This is a genomic window from Streptomyces sp. NPDC006265 (assembly GCF_040613555.1).
In the GTDB taxonomy this organism is placed as follows: Bacteria; Actinomycetota; Actinomycetes; order Streptomycetales; family Streptomycetaceae; genus Streptomyces.
The window spans coordinates 1-23,129 of the sequence record NZ_JBEXSH010000010.1; the positions used below are offsets into that span (position 1 = coordinate 1).

Below are 23,129 nucleotides of genomic sequence, written 5' to 3' on the forward strand. Positions count from 1 at the left end.
GTCTCGGTGTGCGGGTCAGGCGGCTGACGCGGTCGACTTCCTCTGCGCGTACTGCTTGCCCAGTTCGGCCTGGCGCCGGTCGTGCGCCTCCATGTTCCGCGGTGCCAGCGGGAGCTGGGGGCCGCGGAACTCGGAGACCGAATCCGGGATGCGCTCCGCGCAGCGGTTGTTCGCCGTCTCGACTTCCTTCCCGCCGTGCTTGGCCCACTGCTGCCGACGCCCGGCCGGCCACTGCTTCGCCAACTCCTTTGCGATGCGGCGCTCCTGGCGTTCCATCTGCTCGCGGGCCTCGCGGCGGGTGGGTTCCAACTGGAGGGCAAGGACATAGCGGCGGGCCAGGATGCCGCCGTCGGTGCAGTGCTGGCCGCCGACGCACCGCGTGCAGCCCTTGCGGTGGGCGAGGTAGGACTGGCGGCTCGACTCCAGCGTGACCTCCGCCTTGATCCGGGAGACCGGAGCGGCCGGGGCCGGGAGCGGCTTGTAGAACTGCCGGGCGGCTCGCCGGTTCTCCTGCGGCATCGCGTCGCGCAGCAGCCGGTCCTGCCGGGCCTGCCAGCGTCGGACGTCGATGTCGATGACCACGAGCTGGTCGCTGCCGGGGCAGGTGACGTGCTTCTTGCCCTCCGCGACCTTGTCGGAGATGCAGTGCTCGCGGATCTTGAGGACCTTGTCGCCCATGATCCGGCGCCAGGTGCGGCAGTCGGGGCAGGCGATCGACTTCGTCTCGCCGGGTCGGACGTTGAAGTCCTCCGGGGCCATGCTGCTGAGCTTGAGCGCCTCACGGCGGTTCGTGTTCTTGGTCCGGATGCGGCCGGGACGCTTGCGGGGCATCGAATCCTCCTGACGTGGGATCGGGTGCGGGTGCTGCCTTCTCTGCCGCGCCAGGCCGGCCTTTCGGCCGGTGGTCCTGGCGGACAGACAGCGCAGCAGCGCCGTTCGAGGTGGATCAGGTGGAGCTATTCAGTACAGGCGCCTCGACCGGGGGAGCTCGGCTCACCCCACTGCCGCCGCCCCGAAGGACGGTGACTCCTGCTGTTTTGCGAACCAACCTCGTTAACGAGCTTGGCTATGGTCCAGTACACTCATCCTCGTTAGCGATGTCAAGAACTTTCGTTAACGAGGTAGTCTCGCCGCGCGATCTTCCGCGCGGATCAAGGCGTCCATCCGATGCCTCGATAGCCAGCAGCCGTAGGATCGCTAACGAGGTAGGGAGACGAATGGCGAGCGAGGCTGGCCCGCAGCGGCCGAAGTATCAGCGGATTGCCGACGACTTGAAGGCAGCGATCGAGTCGGGCCGGTATGGCCCTGGAGACCGCCTGCCTGGCGAGTCGGCTCTGGCCGAGCAGTACGGCGTCGCCGTACTGACCGCTCGCCAGGCGCTGAAGATCCTTCGGGTCGAGGGGCTGGTCGAGACCAAGAAGGGGGCTGGCGCCCGCGTCCTTTCGTTCCGCCCGATCCGCCGCCACGGCATCCAGCGTCTGGCACGCGCGCAGTGGGACGCGGGCAGGTCGATCTGGTCCGCTGACGAGGAAAGGCCCGTAACGATCGATGTTCGCGTCGACACCGTCGTGGCGCCAGATCACATCGCGCGCATGCTCGATCTCGAAGACGCCGGAACTGTGTGCGCCCGCTCGCGGCGCTTCGTCCTGGACGAGCGGCCCGTGATGCTCGCCACCTCGTACCTGCCGTTCGAGCTGGTCGACGGCACCGCCATCACCCGCGTCGACACCGGGGAGGGCGGCACCTACGCCCGACTCTCGGAGATCGGCCACGCACCGGCCCATTTCCGAGAGGAGATCCGCTGCCGCCTTCCCACGGCCGAAGAAGCCGAGAGCCTCGAGGTGCCCCTGGGGCGCCCTGTGATCAAGCTCTGCCGCACGGCCTTCGACGCCGAGGGCCGTGCAGTCGAAGTGAACGAAATGACGCTCGACAGCGCCGCGTACGTCCTGGACTACGCGTTCGATGCCTGAGCGTTCCAACTCACGCACTGCGACCCCCAACTGACAGCTCGTCTTGTGGGGGCCATCACACCGGCCGGAGCGGCGGTGCGAAATCACAGCCGCTTGTCGAAGCCTGTGCACGGGCTCGTTCACACGTTTTCAACATCCGCGTACACACGGGATTTCGGGCTCCGGCCATAGGGTCCGGGACCATGGCGACTACGGAGGCAAGCGGCGTGGGGAAGCATCTGGGGTGGAGGCCCGAGCGGCTGCGGGAGCAGCGGGAGGCTCACGGGCTGACGCTTGAGCAGGCCGGTGAGCGGCTACGAGCGCTCGCTGAGGAGGCCAAACTCAAGGGCATCCCAGCGGCAAATCCGCAGACTCTGTGGCAGCACGAACAGGGGGAGGTCTACCCGGGACCGCACTACCGCCGGGCGTACTGCCTGCTGTATCGGGCCACCGACCCAGAGCTCGGATTCCGCAACGCTCTGCCGGGCGAGGACACCCAGTTCAAGCTGACTCCGATGAACGACCAGCGCAACGGCTCGCACGTCCTGGCCGTGGAGCGCGCCCTGTTGCAGATCGGGGCGGGCACTGTTGAGTCGGATCCTCTCGGGCTGCAACAGCGGATCCTGGATGCCTGGAAGCGTCGTCACACCGGTGGTGACCCGCACCGCCCCTCTGTGGTGCTGGTCGGCGGGTTCGCCGGCAGTGGGAAGACCGAGTTCGCGCGCTTCCTTACGCAGCTCACCGGCTGGCCGCTGCTGGACAAGGACCCGCTGACCCGGCCGCTCGTGGAGCAGTTGCTGGTCGCACTCGGAGGTGACGCGAACGACCGGCATACCGATCTGTATCGCGAGCACGTGCGGCCGGTGGAGTACGACTGTCTGATGCAGGCTGCCTACGCCAACATCAACTGCGGGATCAGCACGGTGCTGACAGCGCCGTTCATCGGAGAGATGACTTCCGAGGCGTGGATGAACCGGTTGATCAATAAGTGCAGCGCCCTGGGGGTCGACGTATCGCCGGTCTGGGTGCAGTGCGATGCGGAGTCCATGCGGGAGTACATCGGCTTCCGATCGGCGGCGCGCGATGCCTGGAAGCTCCAACGCTGGGATGAGTACATGGCGACCGTCAACCTGGAACTGCGCCCGGTCGTCCCGCACCTGGTCGTCGACAACAGGCTGGGCACAGCGATCTCGTTGGCCGACCAGGCACGGCACGCCCTCAGGGCGGTGCACGGATGAGCCGCAAGAAGCCGGGCGTCATCCTGTACGGACCGCCAGCGGCCGGTAAGGACACAGTCACCCGGGCCCTCGCGGAACTCCACCGCCGGTACGGCCAGTTCGCACGGCTGAAGATCGGCTCCGGCAGGAGCGTCGGCTACCGGATGGGTACGACCGCACAGTTGCGGAAACTGAAGGCCGCCGACGATGTCGTCTACGCGAACCTTCGGTACGGCAACACCTACGTCCTCGACCGGCCGGGCCTGGACTCCGCGTTCGCGGCCGGGGTGCCGGTTGTGCACCTCGGGCAGATCGACGGCATCCGCGCCCTGGTCAACGGCTACGCGGCCGACTGGTTGGTGGTCCTGCTGTGGTGCCCGCGCGAGGTGACTGCGCAGCGGTCTGCAGGTCGCGGTGACAGCGACACCGCGGCGCGCCTGGCGGCGTGGGACGCGACCCGCGAGGACCTGGACGCACACCCGGACCTGGCCTGGGACCTGACCGTGGACACGACGACAGCGGCACCCCAGGACGCGGCGCGGCTCATCGACCAGCTGCTGATGCGGCAGGCGGGAGCGACGACGGCATGAGCGCGGGCTACGGCTGGGCGAGTCGGTTGAGGGCGTCGGTGAGCGTAAGCTCTCGGTCGTCCTTGACGTCGTACCACCGTGCCAGCGTGGTCGCGGCCGCGCGCAGCATCTCTGGTGGGAGGCCGGCGGCCGCGAGCGCGTCGGCGGCCTCCTCCAGCTCCGGTCCCCAGCGCCAGGCGCGCGCCGCCGTCTTGGACACGTACTGCGGCTCGGACAGGTATGAGTCGGTGCGCCGAGAGGCGACCTCGATGAGCTCCTGGTCGACGCCGTGCTCGCGTGCCATCCCGACCGCGAGCGCCACCAGGACCCGCGACGTCTTCTGGAAGCTGGCGTACGACAGCTTCAGCGCGGACGCCTTGCCGACCTCCGTGCCCAGCACCCTCGTCTGCACCGCAGTCCCCGCGAAGAGCGCCTCGATCCGCTCGGTCGCGGCGATCCGGCCGGACAGGTACAAGACCGGCGTCTTGCCGCGTACGGGCGGAGAGCCGACGACGCCACCGTCCACGACGGTCGCGGCCGGTTCGAGCAGTCCCGCGATCCGCATCGCCCTCTCGGGGTTGATGGCATTCGCCTCCAGATACACCCCGTCGAAGCGGTGCCCGGCGACCTCGTGGGCCAGGTCCTCGGCAGCGGCCGGCGGGCAGAGGCTGATGACGATGTCGCTGCGATCCAGCAGCTCGGTCAGCGTGGCCACTGGCGTCAGGCCGAACTGTTCGGCGCGCTCCGTGGACGCTGCGCTGCGCCCTGCTGAGCACCAGACGACCACGGCCGTGTTCGTCGCGGCGCAGGCGGCGATGGCGGCGCCCATGCTGCCGGGGTGGAGGATGCCGACGGTGGGCTGGTCCACGGTGCTACTCCGGAATCTTGTCGAGCAGGATGGCGATGGCGTCGGTGACGTCGTCGACAGTGTGATTTGCGGCGGTGAGGCCGTCGGGCCAGGGTCGGCCGCGAAGCCAGATGGCTCGAAGGCCGGCCTGGTGGCCGCCGCCGACGTCCCCGGCGGGGTTGTCACCGATCATCCAGCCGCCGTCAGCAAGGCTCAGGCCACAACGGGCAGCCGCGAGTTCGAAGAGGCGCCGGTCCGGTTTGCGGATCTCCAGGTCCCCGGAGACCGCGACACCGTCGACCAAGTCGATGAGCCCGGTAGAGGCCAGTTTGGCGCGCTGGATGTCCGAGGCGCCATTGGTGACGATGCCGATCGTCCACGCCGCAGTGCGGAGGCGGGCCAGGCCCTCGAGGACGGCCGGTCGGCAGGTGACCGCGGCCGCCATCAGGTCGACGTACTCCTGCCACAGCTGCGTGGCTGGCTCGTGCAGGTCGAAGGCTGCGCGCAGCCGGGCGAAGTCGCTGCCGTTCGCGCGATCAGCCAGCTCGGTGAGCAGCCACTGTTCGACGTCCGGGCCGAAGGCGTGGGTATGGCAGAGGGCGGTCACCGCGTCGCTGAACGCCGACTGCCGGTCGACCAACGTGCCGTCCAGGTCGAAGAGGGCCAGCATGCACACGACCCTATCGGCGTATCGGCACGCGATAGCCAAGATCGATCCCGTGGTGTATCTTTCAGGGACTCAGTGATCATGAGAGGTTGGGTCATGTCCGACGCGGATCCCTTGCACCGGGTCAACGCTCTCCTGGACGACGTCCTGCCGCCTCCGCACGTGCGGCAGCAACTGCGCCTCGCTGCGGGACTCACCCAACAGGAAGTCGCGGACGCCGTGGGCGTGAAGCGCCTGGCTGTGGCCCGCTGGGAGCTCGGACAAACTCATCCCCGGCGGCCTCATCGCGCGGTGTATATGCACCTACTCAAGCGACTCGCAGAGCGATTCCCAGAGGCAGCCCGCCCGGATTCGGACATGCCGACGCCGGCCTCGGAATCAAGGGGGTCGGGATGACCTAGGTCATCGGCCGCGCGCACCGAGAGGCGGACTAACCACCCGCCGGCCTCGCGCGGCCCGTCTACCGACCGGATTAACCACCCGCGTCGGCCGCTCAGATCCCGGCTGTAACCGGTCCTGAGCTGCGGCTCATCGAGCCACCTACTTCAACAACAAAGCACCACGGCCACTAACCACGGCCACCACAGCCGCGGCAGCACCAGCTGCGCGCTCCAACCGCAGGGCCCCCACCACAGGGGCTCTGCGATCAACCACCACCGAGACGAGAGGAGAAATCTCCCCCCAGCCGGTCGGCCGCTCCTCCCGGAGGGGCCGCTTCATATCCGTTGGTCGCCTTCCCGCGTCGCGGGGTGAGGTGCGGCCGTGAATCTGAAAGGTGTTCTCGCCATAGTGCAGCACGTTGGTGTCCCCTGTCAGCTTGGCCCTGCCCGTTTCACACCGGTTCGAGCCATCCCCGCTTCTCACGTGACGAGAAACGCGCGGGGCATTTACGCAGTTCACGGCATTAGCCAGGAAGATCCTCACGGCTCTTGTTTCGCGTGCGGGGAACTGACCGCACCGGGCCGTCTGATCGGCGCTCGCGAGTGCGACGTCCCGTCTGGCGGGACGGGTTCCAAGATTGTTGCCCGCCGGGCGGGAGCGCCGGGGGTGATCCGGGCTGAGCGGACTCTGTCCACAGGTGATCTGGTCCATGGTCGCCGGATGGATCATGTTCTGACGTCCCTGCGGGGTGCCCGGTGAGCGCCGTCGTGGAGTCAATGGCCGCACCGACGGGCCCGGTTCGTCGGCAGCGGGTTCGTGTGCCGATGCGTCTGGTGTCCTCGCCGCACTACCAGGACGTTGCGCTGTCGGTGTACGTGAAGGTGAAGGCGCTGGCATCGCGGCCGGAGGGCTGCCAGGCGCGTACGGAGACGATCGCTTCGTATCTGGGGCTGTCGGTGGCGTCGGTGGAGCGGGGGATGACGCAGCTGCGTCGTCCGGGTCCGGACGGCGTGGTGGAGCTGTTCTCGGATCGTCGGACGCTGCCGGGTGGCAAGGGCACGTCGGCGGTGCGGGCTGTGCGGGCGATGACTCGTACGGAGGCGTTCGTGTGGCTGCCGGTGGCGGCCTCGGAGGACCTCACGCCCCGGCAGCTGCGTGCGTTCGCGCTGATCGCGTATGCGCAGGCGCGGGGGATCGCGCTGACGGAGGCTGAGCTGGCGGCCGGCCTGCGGCACCACTCGGGCAAGAATGAGGGTCAGCCGATCTCGGTGACGGCGGCGTCGGCGGTGGTGGACGAGGTGGAGGCGGCGCGCTGGGTGACGGTGCAGCGGCGTGCGGGGGCGCAGGGACGTCACCACTACATCGCGCACGACATCGCTCCCGAGGCCCGTCCGGAGGGTGGCTGCGCGGCGGTTGCCGGGGCTGCTGAGGCGGCTGTGACCAGTGGTTCGCAGGAGTCGGTCAGTTCCCAAGTTGGTGAGAGATCGGGTTCGCCGGTTGGTGAGGGATCCCTCGCGAATAGGGAATCACCTAGGACTGACTCACCAGATGACGAGCGCGCGTTTTTCTCACCCGCCGTAGGCGAGGTACCGGTAGTTGAGGCCGCTGGGGCTATGGAAAACCCGGCTGCCGCTGCTGCGCGTACGGAAGCCGGCGGTGGTCTCGCGCTTCGCGCGGGTGGAAACAGCCAGCCCTCCCCCTCGAAGCCGGAAACCGAAAAGCGCAGCAGCAGGGGCGGGGGTGCTCGCCGGTCGTCGTACGGCGGACCGCAGTTGGCGATGAGCCCGCAGATCTACGCCGTGCTGGAGCCGGTGCACGTACTGCTGGAGCGGGTGACCAGCGACTTTGTCGCCCGGCAGATCGCCCGTGAGGTGGGCCGCCAGCTGCGCGAGGGCACCGACGCCGAGCGCCTGCAGCACCGGCTGACCGCCCGGTTCGCCAAGGTGATGCTCTCGGAGATCCGCGACCCGGGCCGTTGGCTGCTCGGGGTGGCCTTGCCGCGCTGGGGCTGCGGCTTCCAGGACTGCGAGGCCGGTGTCCTGTGGTCGACCGGCAAGGACTGCGAGGTGTGTGCCGAGATCGTCCAGGACAAGGCCGCCGCCCGCAGGCGTGCCCAGCGCATCGAGCAGGGCCTGTGCCCCGAGCACGGCACCCGGCCCGGCCCGGGCGGCCGCTGCGTCGACTGCGTGCTGGACGACGCGACCCGCAACCCGGCGTCGGCCCCGGTCCCGGCACAGCGCGAGCCGGAGGGTCCGCGGCGCGGTTCCTGCGGGGACTGTGGCGCCCGGATCGTCGTGGTCGGCCGCGCCCTCGAGGACGGCCTGTGCAAGCTCTGCCGTGAGGAAGCCGCCGCCCTGGCCGCTGTGGACGTGCCCCCGTTCGCTGCAGCTGAGGCCGGGAGGCCGGTCTGCTCGGGGCGAGACGGTGCCGTCCCATGCGGCCGTGACGCCTTGCCGAGCCGCAGCGTGTGCGCGCGCCACCTGGTTCGGGAGTTCTCCGAGGGGGTGGCCTGATGTCCTGGATGGGCCGCTCTGCGCGGAATGTGGCCAAGCGTGGCTGGACGTCGCATACCGGGATGGCGCATTTACGTCCGGTGCTCTACCAAAGAAAAGGGAACGCGTGTTCGATGTTCGGGGTAGTGCCTACGGACGGAGCGCCGGATGGTTGGATGCCGGTGTCCGGTGGTGCAGCGGGTCGTTGGGCTTACAGCGGCCCGCGGCTGCGCCGTCGGGGACGAGGTTCGGTTCGAGGGGATGGAGGGCCGACCGGTGAGTGACCGCAGTGCGATCGAGTGGACCGAGGCGACATGGAACCCGACCACTGGGTGCGACCGTGTCTCCAGCGGCTGCGACAACTGCTATGCGCTGACGCTGGCAAAGCGGCTGAAAGCGATGGGATCACCGAAGTACCAAGTGGACGGTGATCCGCGGACCTCGGGGCCCGGGTTCGGGCTGACGCTGCACCCGGACGCGCTGTCCGTGCCCTATGGGTGGAAGAGCCCGCGCACCGTGTTCGTGAACTCAATGAGCGACCTGTTCCACGCCCGGGTGCCGCTCGACTACGTGCGCCGCGTCTTCGAGGTGATCGCCGAGACACCGCAGCACACCTACCAGGTGCTCACCAAACGTGCCCGGCGCCTGCGGCAGGTCGCCGACCAGCTCGAGTGGCCGGACAACCTGTGGATGGGCGTGTCCGTGGAGAGCACGAAAGAGCTGCCGCGCGTCGACGACCTGAGGCAGGTGCCCGCGGCTGTGAAGTTCCTGTCCTGTGAGCCGCTACTGGGCCCGCTGGACGGCCTGGAGCTGACGGCGATCGACTGGGTCATCGCCGGCGGCGAGTCCGGGCCCGGGCACCGTCCTCTGGACGAAGCCTGGGTGACGCAGATCCGGGACACCTGCCAGCAGGCTGGTGTGGCGTTCTTCTTCAAGCAGTGGGGCGGCCGGACACCGAAGGCCGGCGGTCGTGAGCTGGAGGGCCGCACCTGGGACCAGATGCCCTTGCCTGTGGCCGTGTGACCGGCCGCGGCCTGAAGCGGTCGGACGGCCCGCTTTCCGAGTGCTTCAGGCCGCGACTCCTTTGGGATGCAGCGTGATCTCGCGGATCTTCTTCACCCCCACGCCGTTGCTGGGCGTCTTGCCCTGGCCGTGCAGTATCCGGACAGCCTTGCGCACCACAGGCTCTGTTACCTGGCCGTAGTGGCTGCCGAAAACCTCCAGCGTGTGGTCGACAAGCTTGACGGGCCGGCGAGCACGCAGCAGCAGTCCCGCGAGGTTCTTCGTGATCTCTTCCAGGGCTTGGTCTTCGACTTCCTGGGGGTCCGGGCGCGCCGAGAAGAACGACAGCTGCCCCTCCCTGTCCTCCTCCTCGCGCAGCTCGTGCGACTTCCACCATTCGTCCCGGGCCCGCGCCACTGCGTCACCGAATACCCACAAGCCGTACTGGCTGCGGGTGGCGAAGACCAGCCGGTAGACGGCGCGTTTGTGGGGCGCGTGCGAGACGGGCACCGACTGCACGAACATGCCCGTGCGGTGGGCGAGCCGACGCGAGTACTCAGCGGCCACGGCCTCGATGGCGTCCTCCGCTGCGCCAGCCCTGGCCGAAGAGGCCGCCGCATCGGCGAAATAGTCCCGCCACCAGGTGCCGCCGCACACCTCGTCGAAGCGCTGCAGCGACCTCTCGTTGCCCTTCGGGGAGCGGACGTGGCCGCCCAAGCGCCACACCGCCATCATGCTGAAGTTCATCAGCAGCTCGGTCGCCGGCTTCTTCTGCGGCCGCTGCTGCGCCAGCACGTTGACGAGCCGGTCCTGCGGCAGAGCCAGCCCGCAGGGGTCAAGGAACAGGAACAGCGGTTCGCGCGCGGCCCGGTGGATCACGCTGTCGAGGACGCCGTCGACCTCGCCGCGGTGGGCGTGGGCGAGGACGCCGCTGCTCCGGTAGTTCTCGACGACCTGGTGCAGTCGCTCGAACGACTTCTGCTGCGCCTCGGTGAAGAAGCACTCCACCGTGACCCCGTGGCGCGAGCGGAAGTGGGAGGCGACCCTCAGAGCAATCTCGGCCGAGGCCGGCTCGCCGTTCTCATAGCGGCCCTCGCCCGCGTATCCGTCCAGGTAGACCACGCGCTTGTCGTGTGACTGGCTGCCCAGCATGCCCCCGAACTGGGGTAGATAGCGTTTCAGCAGTTCGTGCTTGAACACGCTGGGCAGAGCCTTGTCCGCCCAGTAATTGCTCCTCGTTCCCGTGGACATGGCCCCCCATTTCCGTTACGGCTCAACGAGCCGCCTGTAACGCATAGTCAGCCACGCTCTGGAGCCCCACAAGAGGCCCATTGCGCCACCCGCCCCGACTCAAGGAGGTGGCTGTGCCAGCTCAGAGAACGCGCCACCGGCCTCCGATTCCGGACATGCCCCATTCGGGTGAACCAACCTGGCTGAGCCCACGAGGCGGCAGTCGGTTGGGAAGCCCGGTCACAGCGGGTTCGCCGGGCGCGGTCGGCCCGCTCGTACGAGCTTGAGCCGGGCTACTGGGGATGCTCGAACGCAGCGGCTAGGCGGCTGGTCAGAAGGTCGTCGTTGAGTGTCTTGCGGGCAGCGTCCACGAACTCGTAAACGGCGGTTGACACGCTGTTGCGGTAGTCCTCGAGTCCTTCGCCGTCGTCAAACTCGAAGAAGGTCTCGATTGGCCACAGGAACTCATGGAGGTAGGCCTCGATGACCCGGGTCGGATCGAGCATCGCCTCGGGGCCCTCCACCCGGACCCTGGCGTAAAGCGGCGCGAAGGCCTTCAGCTTCTCCTCTATCTGCTGGACGACGGCCGCGTACTGGGCGCTGTCATTCGCCTCCATACAGCCGAGAGCCCGCTCCAGCAGCTGTTGGACCTCGGCAGCGAGGGTGAGTACGGCCGTGTACGCCTGTGCCCGGGGCTCATGACGCTGGTTCAGGTACTCCAGGCGGAGCTGCCACTGGGCTTGTGCCAGTTGGGCCTGGGTCTGGATCCGTGTCTGCTGTTCCGCCTTGCGGCCGGTAATGTACGCCGCCACCGTTGCACCGATCGCCCCCACTGCTGCCCCGATGACACCACCGAGAAGACCCGCCAGCCCCGCATCCATGGGTTACCGCCTTGTGCTCAGAAGGTCGCGCCGGGTGGTGACGAGGTTGTGCCACCGTGCGCGAGTGGCTGGTTCGCCGTCGAGCCATTGCGGGGCGGTGTGGTCGGCCGGGAGCGGGAGGCCGGCCATGAAGTGCGTGATGTCGGTGTAGTAGGCGTAGTCGCCGTCTTGGGTGTTCTCGCGCAGCCGGGCGATCGTCGCAGCCACCTGGTCCTGGTCGTTGCGGACGGCGTGGTGGAAGGCGAGGGCGAGGTCAAGGGCGAGCTCGGCGTACGTCACGCCCGCTGTATGGATCTCGGCGCGCAGCACCTGGGCGCGGTCGTCGACGTCGGCGTCGGTGCGGCCGGCGTCGCGGGCGAGCGCCGCGATATGGGTGATCAGGGTGGTGGCGCGCAGATCCACGCCAGCCAGAAGCTGCTCGGCGAGGGCGAGTTCATCGTCGGCGACGGCCGGGTTGGTGAAGGCCAGGGCGAAGGCGCGGTGGGCCTGGCTGTTGCCGCGTTCACCGGTGACACCGTGGTGTTCGGCTTCGTCGCGTGCGGCGGCGTAGTCGACGGCTGCGCGGTCCATGTCGCCGTGGGGCCACCAGATGTCGCCTTGGACGCGGTGGTGGCGGCCTTCCCAGCCCAGGGTGTGGGCGGTGGTGAGGGCGGTGGGGAAGTCGCCGGCCATACGGGCGAGATGGGCAAGTCCGCGTCGGGCGGCGGGGGCGAGGCGGCCCTGGCCGTCGGCGACGGCCTGCATGCCCGTACGGGAGGCCGGGCTGTCCCCGAGGTCGCGGTGGGCCTTGGCCCGGTAGTACAAGGCCATGTGCTGCAGGTCGTCGGGGAGCAGGCGGCTGTCGATGACCGTGGTGAGGCGGGCGACGGTGTGCGAGCGGTGCTGGTGCTGGCGGCGGGCGAGCGCGCTGAGGAGTTCGACCAGGGCGTCGGCGGCCGTGTTCAGGCCCGTGCTGTCGGTGTCGGGTGGGGCGAGGGGTTCCCACACGGAGTCGCTGACGTAGGTCCAGGCCGCCGGGATGAGCCAGCCGAGGTCCAGTTGGTGGTCGCGGGCCAGGCGCAGGCCTTGGCGCAGGCAGGCGATCAGCAGCAGCCTGCCCGGCCCGGGGGAGTTGTGGTGCTGTTCGCCAAGGGTGGCGAAGGCGCGCTGCGCAGCCTGCTGCCAGTCGCGCTCACTCCAGCGGTCATCGGTGGTGTCGTCGGCGTTGCGTACGGCGGAACGGATCAGGCCGTGGAGGTGGAAGGGCCACAGGCCGAAAGAGTCCTCGCGAACGAAGGGGCGCTCGGTCAGCCGCAGGGCGGGGCCTTCGTGGGCGAGGCCGGCGGCCCGGGTGGCGAGGGGTACGTCGAAGGCGTCCAGCAGGCTCACCGAGCGCAGGACGTGGCGTTCGTCGGGGGTGAGGTCGGTCAGGGTGCGGGCGACCAGGGCGGGGAAGTCGTGGTCGAAGTCGCCGGGCTGCGGGGTCCGCCCGCTGCGGCTGAGCTCCAGGAACCGGGCGACGGACAGATCGAGGTACAGGGGCAGGCCGTGCGAGCGGGCGGTGATGACCTGCCGGACGGGCCTGCTGATGAGGGGCTGCCCGCCGCGGGTGAGGCGGCGGGCGAGGTAGTCGTCGCAGTCCTCGGGGGAGAAGTCGCCGATCAGCACCTGCCGCGCCGTGCCGGCACCGATGGAGGTGCGGGCGGCAGGCATGGCCGTGTGGACAAGGCCGGGCCAGGCGGCGGGGCCGGTGTAGTCGAGCTGGCCCTGCAGCGCTGGGTCGGCCCACTGCAGGCGGGAGCGCCCGGTGATCACCCAGAAGGCGTTCGGCAGGAGCCACACCGCCCGCTGGACCAGGCGCTCCAGGTCGCGGCGGGTGCGGTCGCCGATGTCCTCGAACGTGTCGAGCAGGACGACCGGCACGACGCGTTTGCCTTCGGGGAGGCGGGCGAGCTCCCACGCCAGCAGGTGCGGGTAGAAGGACAAGGCGTCCAGGTCGGGTTCGGCCTCCAGCAGGTCCGCCAGCCGGGCGCAGCCCGCCAGGGCCCGTACGGTCTGGCGGCGTTCGCGGAGCGCGCCGATGAGAGCGCCGGTGACCTGGCCGACGGCTGAGCCGATGGTGCCGGGCAGCATGAGCGCCTGGGCGACGTCGGCGAGCGCGGACTGCATTTGCTGCGGCAGGGCCTGCCCGAACCGGGAGCCGAGACCGCCGCGGCGCAGGTACTCCTCCAAGGGCTCGCCGGGGTGGTTGGCCTCCCAGTAGCGGCGCAGGGCCAGGTCGAAGGCGGGCAGGGGGCGCCCGATCCGGGTGAGGGCGGCCCGGATCGTCAGCACGATCTGCTCGAAGTCGGTGCCGGCGGAGCGAGCGAGGTCGATGCGTACGGGCAGGATCCGGTCGGCCGACCAGCCGGGCTCGCCCCACTGGGAGGGCCGCCGTCCGGCGTCGGTGAGCGCCGCCTCCAGCATCCGGGACAGGGTCGTCTTGCCGATGCCGCCCACGCCGTGGAAGACCAGGACGTGGCTGCGGGGCGCCTCAAGGTCCTCTGCGTCGAAGCCGGGTGCGCTGATGCGCTGGATGTGTTCGGTGAGCGCGGCCGCGACCGTCTCCCACTGTGAGGCGCGGTTCGTGAACGCCTCGTCGGCCTGCACGCTGCGGTCGTTCGTACTGAACAGAGCCCTCAGATCCCGGCCTGCCACACCCACCCCCGAATGATGATCACCTGCGGGATCCAACTTATGCCCGCCGCACTCCTGTTGGGGAGTCCGCCCCGCTCCAGAGCGGCAGACTGCTGCCGGGCCTGGGGCGTACGGCATCCTTCAGCGATGAAGCCCGATCCTGAGCCCTGGTACAGCACCACCCTCAACCTCTGGCAGTTGGCGGGAGTCCTGGTCGCCAGCTGGACCCTCACCAAAACGTTGACCGAGGGATGGCGCCGCACCGTCGGCCGCCGGCGCTATGTCACCACACGTCTCCGCAAGATCACCCCGGGCGTCCGGCACGACTATGTCGAGTCCCTGCTCGACAAGCCGAGGTGGCAGTCGACGCTGCACGCCACGCGACTCGCCCCGGATGAGCAGCCCGAAGGGGCCGATGGCGGGGAGCGGAAAGTCGAGCTCACTGTCCGGACCTGGCTCCTGTCGAGACTCTGCTACCTGGTCACCTGGTGTGAGGACGACGTCGTGGTGATGTACGGGATCACCACGACCAGCTGGTGGTTCAGGCCCTGGATACGGGTCAACGAAACGCGGATCCGGCTGGGCAAGAGCACCTTCGCTACTCTCCCCGACGACAGCACCGTCATCCATCGGGCCTGGCTCGGCAACCGCCGCTACGGCTACTTCGAAGAGCACTACTTCGGCAACATCGGTGGCTATCGCTCGTGGTACGTCGGCGTCAACGACTTCGGCACCAACGCCTTCGCCGTCTCTGACGACTGGTTCGACCCCTCGGACATCCGTCACACGCTTCTCCTGCCCGAACCCCGCGCGGCGTACCGGGGGAGCGTGCCGATCAACACGGTCGTCGTCAGCGGCATCGCCCTGTTCGAAGAAGTCCAGGAAGGCACCTTCTTCGGTCGATCCCTGGGCGTCGACCAGGACTTGGTCCGGCTGGCCGATCCCGAGTATCACGTGCTCGACAGCCGCATCGGCCGAATCCATCGGCGGATCAGGGCGTGGCGCTGGGCGCTGAAACACCGCCGCTGGGAGAAGAGACAGCAGGGCCAGAGACCGTGGTGGGCGAGGGCTCTGAGGCGGCGGGGACAATAACCGCCCAATCAAGATCAAAAGGAGTTCGCCATGCCCGGTACACCAGATGAGCCCGACTTCTCCGGCCTGGAAGGCGGCGAGGAACAAGCGGCAGAGGACGCCGTCCAGGAAGTGGTGAACTGGTACAACACCCAGATCATCACGGAGCGCCGCGCACCCGTGCCCGATGAGGAGCGGATCGAGGAACTGAAGGCCGACCGTGAGGCCGCGCTCGCCGACCAGGCGCAGCTGGCGACCGCCGACCCGGAGGAGGCCGCGCGGATCGCCGCCGTTTACGCGGCGCGGCTGAAAGAGCTCAAGGAGTCGTAGCCCGGGGCCCGTCGTGGGACGGGCAGGGGCCAGACGGGCGGGTGCGGCCGGTCGATGCGGGCCGGCTGCACTCGAGGCGGCATCAGGGGCCGGGCGAGTGCGGCGATCTCGTCCAGCTCAGCCCGGTGCTGCGGGAGCGCCCGGCGCAGCGCCTGGTGGAGGCGGAGGAACGCGGCGGCCTCCTGCTCGGTGTACGGGCGGAGCCGTTCCGCTGTCAGCGCCCACGACGCCCGCCCGGCGCCGCCGGCCTCGTGGCGCACCAGGGCGTGGCCGTCCCGGCGGATCACGGTCACGGCCGCGATCTGCGGGTGCCGCTCCGCGACGGCGACGACGTCGGCGAGCGCGCGGAAACAGGTGTCGTGCCCGGCGCATGTGGTGAACCGGCCGGTGCCGCCGCGCTGCAGCGCCCGGGCGTAGCGCAGCGCGGTGGCGAGCCGGCTGTCGGCTTCCCGTACGGCCAGGACCACGAGTTCGACCGGATAGCCGGTGGTCGCGAACGGCAGGGCGCTGTCGATGAACTCCTCCGCGCTGCCGGGGGCGGCCTCGATCAGGACGTCGCCGCGCCGCAGGCGTACGTACTCCTCAGCCCGGGCGAACCACGCCTTGTAGTCGGCTCGGATTGCTGCCCCGGCACTGCGGGGATCGTCGCGCAGCAGCTGGTAGTAGTCGGGGTGCGAGGCCTTGAAGTCGTCGCCGACCAGGCGGGTCGTGCCGGGCCGCATGGCACGGCGGACCATCCTGGCGGCCAGGAGTTTGCCCGCTCCGGGCTGGCCCAGGACATACACGGCGCGCGGGTCGTCGCGGGGCACAATGCGGTTCAGGTACGACGGGGCGATCAGCTCCTCGAAGATCCAGCGGTGTTCGTCGGGCGAGAGCCGGTGGTAGTCGACGCCGGGCGCGCGTCTGCGGGGCTGGGCGATGCGGCGGACCGGCTCGGACCAGGCGGCCGCGCGCTCGGTGTCCCGCTGCACGGCCAGGCGCCGGTCCTCGCTGACGAGTTCGGCGTGCACGCGCCGGTCGGTGCGGGCCAGCTCGCGGCGGAAGACTGCGGTCTCTGGCGCGGTCCACGGCCGTGACCGCTCCCGCCGCACCACTCGATCCGCGGTCGGCTGGCGCCGCCAACCGCCGTCTGCGGTGAGCTCGTTGGCGTAGAGGACGGTGCTGTCGCGCCGTACGACGGTGACGCGGTCGGCGAGCTGCTCGGTCTCGATGACGGCCAGCGTGGACAGCATGTTCGTCGCGCAGCCGTCGTGGTTTTCCCAGGACACGTACCGGCCGCCGCCGGCAGCGTCCTCGGTGAGGAAGCGGTCCGCGATGCCGAGCTGGCTCAGGGCTTCCGCGGTGGCCAGCGCCACCACCTCGATCCGGTGCCCGGCGGCCCGGTAAGCGGCAGACGAGGTGCGGAAGTCGTCCGGGTCGGTGAGCGCCGACTCCACCACCGCGTCGAAGCTCATCTCGCGGACGTGGGCTTCGACGGCGGCCTGCCAGCGCGCGGTATCGGGGCGCACCACCGCTCCGGCCGTACGGACATCGGCGGCCAGGGCGTCGGCGTAGTGGCGGTGAAACGGCTTGTACAGGTCCCGGCCGACGCGTACGGAGCCGCCGCGGCGGTCCAACGCAGCCTGCACGAGGTCGGCGATCTCGGTCTTCCCGGCGCCGGGCTGCCCGGCGACGACAACCATGACGGGCCGGGGCTGCCGCGTCGCTGCCGGGAGGATCAGCCGGTGCAGCACCTCAGAACTCTCCTGCGCGGAGAGAACCGCCGGGCCGCTGGCTGTTCCTTGTTCCACCGTTCCTCCTGTTGATGGGTGCCGTGCCTTGACCTCTGCCGGGTTCGTGATCGCAGAACGAGCGTGATCATACACTCACGTGAGCTAAAAAGTTACGTTCAAAGTGACGTTCGATGTGATTTCCAATGTGAGGTTCGGTAGGGTGGGTGCAGGAGGTCGCCGTATGCCCACGGAAGAAGAACTGATGGCGCGGGCCGCAGAGCTGCTGGCCCGCGGCCCACTGCTGCCGCCGCCGACCGAGCGGAAGCGGCTACGCGAAGCAGCAGGTCTGACCCAGGAGGATGTGGCGATCGCGCTGCAGACGAAACGGGAGACCGTCAATGGCTGGGAGACCGGCCGCACGATGCCCCGCCCGCCGCGCCTCGCTGCGTACAAGCACCTGTTGGACGGATGGGCCGCGATGTACCCGGCGGACAACTCCGACGCCACCTCCGTCGTCACGGCCACGGCCCCGGAGACGTTCACGAGCGTCCCCGCCCCGGCTCCGGAAGTACGGACTCTGTCCACAGCCCCGGATTCCGAGGCTGCGACCATGACTGTTTCTGAGAACACCCAGCCCCGCCCCACCGACAACGCCGCTGCTCCGGCTGCCGCGTCGCGTCCGGCGCGCACCGCCAGGCCGTCGTCGACGTCGCGCCGCCCGGCTGCGCGAAAGGCCGCCCCGGCGAACACCCCGGCCGGCGGAACGGACCCGCGCTTCGTCAACGGTCCGCTCGCGGTCGTCGACGTCGACGACGACGGCCAGGTCCTCGCGTACTGCACCGGCGGCCTGGTCCTGGACGTGCCCGCCAAGTCCATCCCGGCCCTGGTCGACTGGACCTTGAAGGAGGCCAAGCTCGGGCAGCCGAAGCTGTCCGGGCCGGGCAAGGACGCCGACCCGCTGCTCGTACTCACTGAGTCCGCGCTGGAGCGCTACGGCCTGCCCACCACTCTCACGGATGAGGAGCGGCTCGCCGGGCGAATCCCCGAGGGCCACAAGGTCATCAAGCAGCTGGCCCGCGCGGAGTGGAAACTGACCAAGCGCGGGTTCGGGCCGTGGGCGCGGATCTACCGCCCCGCCACGGGTTCGGAGCGGGCCTGCGTGCAGCTGTGCATCCCGTCGTGGAACGCGCTGGACACCCGGCACTGGGGCGAGGCCGGGCAGCTTCCGCCGGCGGAACTCGCCCGCGTGCTGGGCGTGTACGCGTCCCGGGTGATGACGCCGCGCGGCTCCACCGCCGTCACCGGCCTCGAGCTGATGACCGCGCTGCACCCGCCGACCCGCGCCACCGCGCCGGACGAAAACGGCAAGCGGCACCCCGAACACAACCCCGGGTCGCTGGGGAAGGACCCCATCGACTCGATGAAGTGCGCGCCGTGCGAGGTTCCCGACGGGCACCCGGTGCTTAAGGACCTGCCGCGCTTCCACGTCCGCGGCCCCGGCGAGAAGCTGTTCGAGGAGGCCTACGACTGGGCACGGCCGATGACCGATGCCGAGTGCACCCTGCGCCACCTGGTCGGCATCGACGTCAACATGGCCTTCGCCGCCGGCGCGAACGGGCTGAACGTCGGCCTCGGTGAGCCGACGCACGTCAAGGCCCCCGCGTTCGACCCGAAACTGCCCGGCTCGTGGCTGGTCGACCTGTCCCACGTCGACCTGTCGAAGGTGAAGGTCGGCAAGGAGTGGGTGGAGCTGGACGGCTCGCTGCTACCCTCCCCGTTCACGCCGAAGGGCGAGCGCCCCGAGGGGCTGGCCTGGTACGCGACGCCCACCGTCGCCTACGCCCAGGAGCTCGGCTACGAGGTGCGCCCGATCGAGGCGTGGGTCCGGTACGAGAACGGCCGCTACCTGGACGGCTGGTACAACCGGCTCCGTGACGCCTTCCTCGCCACGATGGCCGACCTCGGCGTCGACGCCGACCTCGCCCCGGCCGACTTCCTCGCCGCGATGGACGGCTACAAGGCCCGCGACCCGGAGCTGGCCATCGTCGTCTCGGCGATCAAGGCGACGGTGAAGGGCGGCCTGGGCAAGCTGCGCGAGCGCCCGCGCGGGGAAGGCTGGCGGCCGGGCGAGCCGTGGCGCGCCCTGTCCCGCCCGACGTGGCGGCCCGACATCCGGGCGGCGGTCATCTCCCGTACCCGGATCAACCTGCACCGCAAGATCGTCAAGCACGCGGCGTTCACCGGCCAGTACCCCATCGCGATCCTGTCCGACTGCGTCGTCTACGCGGCCGACGGAACGTCGCCGTTGGACTTCCTGCCCTACCGGGAGGGCAAGCCGCTGCCCGGCGGTTTCAAGCTCGGCATCAACCCCGGCCTGGTCAAGCACGAGGGCACCCAGGACGTCCTGTGGGGCGAAGAGGTCCGCGAGCGGTTCAACGCCCCCGAGCTCAACCTCGCCCGGTACATCAAGGACGGCACCGTCACCGACGTCGACAACGGAGAGTAGGAGAAGGCGACGATGAGCCTCTTCGGGGACGGCCTGGAAGCCGCGGTGCAGAAGGCATTCACCCGCCCGGCACCCAAGAGCGCGGGCGCGCAGATGCGGTACCTGGTCAAGCAGCTCAAGACCACTAAGGCGGTCGCCCAGATGCTGCGGATCTCCCAGCGCACCGTCGAGCGCTACCTGAAGGACCAGATCAAGAAGCCCCGCCCGGACCTCGCCGCGCGCCTGGAGCGCGAGGTGAAGGCCCGGTGGCAGCCGCAGATCCGGGCGAAGGCGCGGGAGAAGGCGGCGACCACCGGCGGCATCGTCATCGACACCCGCGCCCGCATGGGCTACACCGCGCCGATCGGGTCGACCGACCAGGACCGCATCCGGCACCTCACCGTCGCCCTGCCCCCGCAGTACGCCGCCCGCCTCTTCGAGGCCCAGGAGGCCGGCGCCAGCGACGCCCGGCTTCAGGAGATCGCGGCCGAAGCGCTCAAGGAGGTGTACTTCCAGGACGGCGGCCGCCGCGCCGGAAGCCTGGAAGAGGTCCGGTTCACGGACATCGAGCACCTCGAGTTCGACCTGTAGTCCCCAAGGGGTGAGGCTCCTGACCGGCGGTCTCGGAGACTCACGTCTGTCCTCTTCCGACCGCTAACGATCAGTTGCCGAGTCCCTCACCCTGCGGAGGTCCCACCCGTGTGAGGGATCCGACATAAACCGTTCTGTAGCGTCCTCCACTGCTTGGTCTGCGCGCAGTCGGCAAGCAGCGAAGTACTCCTCACGCGTGACGTGCCCTGCGGAGACCTCCTGAGCCATTTCCAGCAGCTCATCGATGGTAGGAACCACGGCGGGTGCGCGGTGCTCGGTGTCGGTCATTGTCCACTCTTCTCAGTGTTACGGGACGCTATGGGATTGGAACGGCCGAGAACCGAGTCTCTGTGCGCGTAAGCAGCCGCAAGGATGCTCGCAAGCATTATCATGGACTGCTTGTCATCTTCAACCAGATCGCCTGATGCTGCGCTATCGAGTGCAAGAAGTCCGTAGGTTTTTCCAAGGTCGTCGCCACCTGGGCGCTCGACCTTGATGAAGATGGGCGTAGCTATGTAGCTCTCATAGGCAGCCGTTGAGCTGACGGACCCTCGGGCACTTTTTTTTGCCCGGGGTTGGTAGTCAACGAGAGGCTTCATCCCGTTGCGAACTCCCTTGCACCAGGTGACAACATGGCTGTCTTCCAGGTGCTCTGCTGAGAACCTTTCTCGCGGTTGGGCACCGAGATGCTGCCTGCCGCGGACTGGCCCGCGGATGAGATCACTGCTGCCGTCCCGCAACTCATAGATAGCTGCTCGGCGTTGAGACCTAAGGGAGGGGCTCCCGCAAACCTCAATTGCGGTGTCGAGGACACTCCGGTGCAATTCGCTGAAGGCAGAGCCAATTGACGCCCCATCAGTAATGCATGTGAAGTTCTTGAGGTCATTAAGAAGGGGGATCCCAGCTAGGTAGACACGTTCATACACCTGCTTCATAAACCACGCGTAGCCCTTCAGCTTGCCGCGAATGGCGACGATGAGGGCAGCGACTGCGGCCACGAACGCCAAGATGCCGATGAGCCAGCCCTTGAGCGGACCATGCGAGATGCCGATCAGGGGCCCGAGTACAGCCGTGGCAATAGCAAGGATGATGCCGAGTTGCCAGCTCACCAGGACGAGAACAACGCGCTTATTGAGCGGGATGGGACCAAGGTTCATCGGCCCTCCCCCCTCCACAGGTGGAGATCAGTCCATTATGTGCATTTTACCCCTTTTGGTAGGCGTGTGACTGGTGCGCCTGGCGGCGGGTGCGTGCGCCAGGTCCTATGCACCGATCCTGCCGATGACACCCCACGTCCTACTCGCTTCGCGCTGAACACCAAGGCGTTCAAGGAAGCCGTTCCCCAGACGCTCGCGGAGCTGGCACGCCGGGGGGTGCCCCTTGCGCCGGCGACCGTGGAGGACACGATCGAGAAGCAGATCACCACCGTCTCCGAGCGGCTCAGAATCCAGGTGCGCTCCGCCTGGCGATACTTCGACGCCTCCGTCACGGCGAGCCTGGCGTCCTACGAGGAGAGCAGCAGCGAGAAGGGGGTCGGGCAGGCCCCGATGCCGCCGCTCGACAATCCGGAGCTCGCCCTGGTCCTCGCCGGGGTGCCGGACTCCCTGGCGCAGACCGGCGGTGACGTCATCATCAACGTCGCCGTCAACAGCTCTTCCGGAGGAATCTTTCGCGGGATGCACCACGCAACGGCCGGGCCGGCGCGATTCTTGACGGGAGCAACGACGGTGAGCCGCTTCCCCGGAACGCTGCGCACCACAGACACCGAGGGGGACACACATGGGGCGGGTCAAGGCACGCAAGGGGGAGACGTCGGGGGTACGTCCGGCTCGTGTCGGAGAAGGCGACGCCGTCCGGAACCTGCTCGCGGAAGTGGCCCGGGACGAACAGGACCGGATGCAGCTGGCGGTGTCCTGCCAGCTTCTCGACAAAGGGGTCGACACGACCCGGTTCGCTGAGCCGTTCCGCCTCCTGGTCTTCGAGCGGCGCCGCACGCTGCTGGGCGCTGTGCTGGTGCAGGCTGGCAGTCTCGGCTCGAAGCCGGGCGACGACTTGGCCGACCTGAAAGCGCATCAGAACCTGTATGCCCAGCAGGTCGGCATGCAGCGCAAGATGTTCGACCGGGTCAACGCGGTCACCGCGCACTTGGCCTTCATGGCCGTCGCGCCCGCGTCCCGCAGGCAGGGCATCGGCCGGCAGTTGGTCCGGGCGGCCGCCGACTTCGAGCGTCAGCGCGGCCGCCGGATGCTGACCGGCTACGTATGGGACGACGATCTGGCGCACATGTACGAGAGGTGGGGGTTCATCGTCTCCCCGGCGGAGATGGCCGCGTTCTTCCTGCGGGAGAAGGTCGGCAACCTGTACGCGCCCTCCGCTGCCGCGCTCAACCTGACGGAGGGCTCCCGCCTGATCGTGCTGCCGCTCGTCCCAGAGGTGCGCGCCTACGACATCGGGACGGCAGACCAGCCGTTCCCGGCGGTGGTCGGTGTCGAGGAGCCGTTCGATCCCACACACCTGGACACGCCGGAGGAGCTCACCAAAGTCAAGGAGCGCATCGAGGCCCTCGTCCAGCAGCAGATGACCCTGTACGGGCCGGAGCGCACCCGCGCCATGTTCGATGCCTTCTTGGGCCAGTCCGGTAACTGAGGCAGCGCCCGGATCCTCGTACGTCCGTCAGCTGCCGCCATGGTCGAAGCCCCGGAGCACGGGATCGAGTTCGAGGGCAGCGCCGCACAGGGAACACAGCCGGACGCCCGGGTGCTCCGCCGCACCCAATGCCTGGTCCAGGGTGAGCGGCGGCGCCCCGGCGGGTGCTTCCCCGCAGTCGATGGCGTGGATGACGCCCTGGCTGGGGCCACGGCCGCTGCCCAGCTTCTGCAGGACCCAGCCGGGGCGCCGGCGCGGCCCTAGGATCTCGCGGACCGTCGACGGCTTGTCCAGGCGCTCAGTGCGCTGTGCGCCTGCCGACCTGTCCTTCGGCCCGTCCGCCGATCAGAAAGAAGTGATGATCGGTCAATCCCGTTCAGTACACGGCTCGTTGTCAGACCCCG

At 69.0% G+C, this 23,129-nt stretch carries 19 protein-coding genes and 1 pseudogene; 11 read left to right on the forward strand and 9 right to left on the reverse strand.

The annotated features are described in order from the left end of the window. Positions 1-15: 15 nt before the first annotated feature. Entirely contained in the window at positions 16-831 is an 816-nt protein-coding gene (locus ABZ281_RS02085) for a hypothetical protein (protein WP_356651153.1), read from the reverse strand. A 386-nt stretch (positions 832-1,217) separates the two neighbouring features. Between ABZ281_RS02085 and ABZ281_RS02090 the strand changes: the two genes are divergently transcribed. The 3 genes from ABZ281_RS02090 (at position 1,218) to ABZ281_RS02100 (ending at position 3,756) form a co-directional block, all read left to right on the forward strand. Continuing rightward, a complete protein-coding gene (locus ABZ281_RS02090; RefSeq protein ID WP_356651155.1) occupies positions 1,218-1,970 on the forward strand; it encodes a GntR family transcriptional regulator in 753 nt (250 codons plus the stop codon). Positions 1,971-2,176: 206 nt separating this feature from the next. Beyond that, complete coding sequence (locus ABZ281_RS02095; protein WP_356651157.1) at positions 2,177-3,187, forward strand: AAA family ATPase; 1,011 nt, start codon at positions 2,177-2,179, stop codon at positions 3,185-3,187. Next, entirely contained in the window at positions 3,184-3,756 is a 573-nt protein-coding gene (locus tag ABZ281_RS02100) for a guanylate kinase (protein ID WP_356651159.1), read from the forward strand. The genes ABZ281_RS02095 and ABZ281_RS02100 overlap by 4 nt, the downstream gene beginning before the upstream one ends. Before the next feature lie 7 nt (positions 3,757-3,763). On the opposite strand, the gene ABZ281_RS02105 is transcribed toward ABZ281_RS02100, so the two are convergent. Both ABZ281_RS02105 and ABZ281_RS02110 read right to left on the reverse strand, forming a co-directional pair. Further along, the gene (locus ABZ281_RS02105; protein ID WP_356651161.1) at positions 3,764-4,603 is read right to left on the reverse strand and encodes a DUF1932 domain-containing protein; all 840 of its coding nucleotides are present in this window, start codon (positions 4,601-4,603) and stop codon (positions 3,764-3,766) included. Positions 4,604-4,607: 4 nt separating this feature from the next. Continuing rightward, positions 4,608-5,252: an HAD family hydrolase gene (locus ABZ281_RS02110; RefSeq protein ID WP_356651163.1), complete on the reverse strand. Its 645-nt coding sequence runs from the start codon at positions 5,250-5,252 to the stop codon at positions 4,608-4,610. A 93-nt stretch (positions 5,253-5,345) separates the two neighbouring features. Here ABZ281_RS02110 and ABZ281_RS02115 point away from each other — a divergent pair, with 93 nt between their 5' ends. The 3 genes from ABZ281_RS02115 (at position 5,346) to ABZ281_RS02125 (ending at position 9,145) form a co-directional block, all read left to right on the forward strand. After that, the gene (locus ABZ281_RS02115; RefSeq protein ID WP_356651165.1) at positions 5,346-5,645 is read left to right on the forward strand and encodes a helix-turn-helix transcriptional regulator; all 300 of its coding nucleotides are present in this window, start codon (positions 5,346-5,348) and stop codon (positions 5,643-5,645) included. An 809-nt stretch (positions 5,646-6,454) separates the two neighbouring features. After that, a complete protein-coding gene (locus ABZ281_RS02120; protein ID WP_356651167.1) occupies positions 6,455-8,143 on the forward strand; it encodes a hypothetical protein in 1,689 nt (562 codons plus the stop codon). A gap of 255 nt (positions 8,144-8,398) precedes the next feature. Continuing rightward, positions 8,399-9,145, forward strand: a complete 747-nt coding sequence (locus ABZ281_RS02125; protein ID WP_356651169.1) for a phage Gp37/Gp68 family protein — start codon at positions 8,399-8,401, stop codon at positions 9,143-9,145. Between the two features lie 45 nt (positions 9,146-9,190). Here ABZ281_RS02125 and tcmP read toward each other — a convergent pair whose 3' ends face one another. The 3 genes from tcmP to ABZ281_RS02140 all read right to left on the reverse strand — a co-directional run bounded on the left by tcmP (position 9,191) and on the right by ABZ281_RS02140 (position 13,911). Further along, positions 9,191-10,375, reverse strand: coding sequence for a three-Cys-motif partner protein TcmP (gene tcmP, locus ABZ281_RS02130; protein WP_356651171.1), 1,185 nt, complete (start codon positions 10,373-10,375; stop codon positions 9,191-9,193). Between the two features lie 272 nt (positions 10,376-10,647). Continuing rightward, positions 10,648-11,235 carry a hypothetical protein gene (locus ABZ281_RS02135; RefSeq protein ID WP_356651173.1) on the reverse strand — a complete coding sequence of 196 codons (588 nt, stop codon included), beginning with the start codon at positions 11,233-11,235 and terminating at the stop codon, positions 10,648-10,650. A gap of 3 nt (positions 11,236-11,238) precedes the next feature. Continuing rightward, complete coding sequence (locus ABZ281_RS02140; protein ID WP_356651213.1) at positions 11,239-13,911, reverse strand: ATP/GTP-binding protein; 2,673 nt, start codon at positions 13,909-13,911, stop codon at positions 11,239-11,241. 126 nt (positions 13,912-14,037) lie between these two features. On the opposite strand from ABZ281_RS02140, the gene ABZ281_RS02145 reads away from it, so the two are divergent. Together ABZ281_RS02145 and ABZ281_RS02150 are read left to right on the forward strand one after the other, a co-directional pair. Beyond that, positions 14,038-14,982: an ETEC_3214 domain-containing protein gene (locus ABZ281_RS02145; RefSeq protein WP_356651175.1), complete on the forward strand. Its 945-nt coding sequence runs from the start codon at positions 14,038-14,040 to the stop codon at positions 14,980-14,982. A gap of 30 nt (positions 14,983-15,012) precedes the next feature. Further along, entirely contained in the window at positions 15,013-15,291 is a 279-nt protein-coding gene (locus ABZ281_RS02150) for a hypothetical protein (protein WP_356651177.1), read from the forward strand. On the opposite strand, the gene ABZ281_RS02155 is transcribed toward ABZ281_RS02150, so the two are convergent. Then, the gene (locus tag ABZ281_RS02155) at positions 15,255-17,081 is read right to left on the reverse strand and encodes a zeta toxin family protein (RefSeq protein ID WP_356651179.1); all 1,827 of its coding nucleotides are present in this window, start codon (positions 17,079-17,081) and stop codon (positions 15,255-15,257) included. The two genes, ABZ281_RS02150 and ABZ281_RS02155, sit on opposite strands and share 37 nt — an antisense overlap. A 163-nt stretch (positions 17,082-17,244) precedes the next feature. Between ABZ281_RS02155 and ABZ281_RS02160 the strand changes: the two genes are divergently transcribed. Then, positions 17,245-19,509: a helix-turn-helix domain-containing protein gene (locus ABZ281_RS02160; RefSeq protein ID WP_356651181.1), complete on the forward strand. Its 2,265-nt coding sequence runs from the start codon at positions 17,245-17,247 to the stop codon at positions 19,507-19,509. Positions 19,510-19,521: 12 nt separating this feature from the next. Further along, positions 19,522-20,079, forward strand: coding sequence for an XRE family transcriptional regulator (locus ABZ281_RS02165; protein ID WP_356651183.1), 558 nt, complete (start codon positions 19,522-19,524; stop codon positions 20,077-20,079). 284 nt (positions 20,080-20,363) lie between these two features. Here ABZ281_RS02165 and ABZ281_RS02170 read toward each other — a convergent pair whose 3' ends face one another. Beyond that, the gene (locus ABZ281_RS02170) at positions 20,364-21,236 is read right to left on the reverse strand and encodes a GAF domain-containing protein (protein WP_356651185.1); all 873 of its coding nucleotides are present in this window, start codon (positions 21,234-21,236) and stop codon (positions 20,364-20,366) included. Positions 21,237-21,858: 622 nt separating this feature from the next. Between ABZ281_RS02170 and ABZ281_RS02175 the strand changes: the two genes are divergently transcribed. Continuing rightward, positions 21,859-22,725 (forward strand): GNAT family N-acetyltransferase, encoded by an 867-nt coding sequence (locus ABZ281_RS02175; protein WP_356651187.1) that lies wholly within the window; start codon positions 21,859-21,861, stop codon positions 22,723-22,725. A gap of 27 nt (positions 22,726-22,752) precedes the next feature. On the opposite strand, the pseudogene ABZ281_RS02180 reads toward ABZ281_RS02175, so the two are convergent. Continuing rightward, positions 22,753-23,028 (reverse strand): annotated as a pseudogene (locus ABZ281_RS02180) (DUF6233 domain-containing protein); the annotation flags it as partial. Positions 23,029-23,129: the final 101 nt, after the last annotated feature.

Excerpts from the sequence above, each read along its gene's own strand:
- ABZ281_RS02085 (WP_356651153.1), bottom strand. The coding sequence starts at position 831 with ATGCCCCGCAAGCGTCCCGGCCGCATCCGGACCAAGAACACGAACCGC.
- ABZ281_RS02090 (WP_356651155.1), top strand. The coding sequence starts at position 1,218 with ATGGCGAGCGAGGCTGGCCCGCAGCGGCCGAAGTATCAGCGGATTGCC.
- ABZ281_RS02100 (WP_356651159.1), top strand. The coding sequence starts at position 3,184 with ATGAGCCGCAAGAAGCCGGGCGTCATCCTGTACGGACCGCCAGCGGCC.
- ABZ281_RS02110 (WP_356651163.1), bottom strand. The coding sequence starts at position 5,252 with ATGCTGGCCCTCTTCGACCTGGACGGCACGTTGGTCGACCGGCAGTCG.
- ABZ281_RS02115 (WP_356651165.1), top strand. The coding sequence starts at position 5,346 with ATGTCCGACGCGGATCCCTTGCACCGGGTCAACGCTCTCCTGGACGAC.
- ABZ281_RS02120 (WP_356651167.1), top strand. The coding sequence starts at position 6,455 with ATGCGTCTGGTGTCCTCGCCGCACTACCAGGACGTTGCGCTGTCGGTG.
- tcmP (WP_356651171.1), bottom strand. The coding sequence starts at position 10,375 with ATGTCCACGGGAACGAGGAGCAATTACTGGGCGGACAAGGCTCTGCCC.
- ABZ281_RS02135 (WP_356651173.1), bottom strand. The coding sequence starts at position 11,235 with ATGGATGCGGGGCTGGCGGGTCTTCTCGGTGGTGTCATCGGGGCAGCA.
- ABZ281_RS02145 (WP_356651175.1), top strand. The coding sequence starts at position 14,038 with ATGAAGCCCGATCCTGAGCCCTGGTACAGCACCACCCTCAACCTCTGG.
- ABZ281_RS02150 (WP_356651177.1), top strand. The coding sequence starts at position 15,013 with ATGCCCGGTACACCAGATGAGCCCGACTTCTCCGGCCTGGAAGGCGGC.
- ABZ281_RS02160 (WP_356651181.1), top strand. The coding sequence starts at position 17,245 with ATGCCCACGGAAGAAGAACTGATGGCGCGGGCCGCAGAGCTGCTGGCC.
- ABZ281_RS02165 (WP_356651183.1), top strand. The coding sequence starts at position 19,522 with ATGAGCCTCTTCGGGGACGGCCTGGAAGCCGCGGTGCAGAAGGCATTC.
- ABZ281_RS02170 (WP_356651185.1), bottom strand. The coding sequence starts at position 21,236 with ATGAACCTTGGTCCCATCCCGCTCAATAAGCGCGTTGTTCTCGTCCTG.
- ABZ281_RS02175 (WP_356651187.1), top strand. The coding sequence starts at position 21,859 with ATGGGGCGGGTCAAGGCACGCAAGGGGGAGACGTCGGGGGTACGTCCG.